Genomic DNA, 395 nt, shown 5'->3' on the forward strand with positions numbered 1-395 from the left:
GACGAAGCAAAGCGGTTGATTGAGGAAGCGAAGGAAACGTTTGAACTTCGCCGGGCGGCTATTTTGGATAAGGCATTTCGTGGGGAAATGATGGAAAAATCCCATATATCAAGAGAATCAAACGCCAATTTGTATGAAATTCCAATTAATTGGAAATGGAAGACTTTTGGTGATGTAGCACAAGTTTGTTCGAACTTAGTAGATCCAAAACAATACCTAGAGTTACCTCATATTGCTCCAGACAATATTGAAAAGGGCACTGGACAATTACTAGAATATCAAACAATAGAGGAATCAAAAGTTAAAAGTCCGAAACATTACTTTAAAAAAGGACAAATTTTGTATTCCAAAATTCGATCGTATTTATCAAAAGTAATTATAGCTGAATTTGAAGG

Annotated in this window: 1 protein-coding gene; it reads left to right on the forward strand. The window is 35.4% G+C overall.

Annotated elements, in window-relative coordinates; all coding sequences use genetic code 11:
- The coding region (locus ACLWS4_RS37680) for a hypothetical protein (protein WP_416876527.1) at nucleotides 1-395 on the forward strand (395 nt) is incomplete at both ends.

Origin of the sequence: Kitasatospora sp. SC0581, from assembly GCF_048159585.1 — a bacterium.
In the GTDB taxonomy this organism is placed as follows: domain Bacteria; phylum Actinomycetota; class Actinomycetes; order Streptomycetales; family Streptomycetaceae; genus Kitasatospora.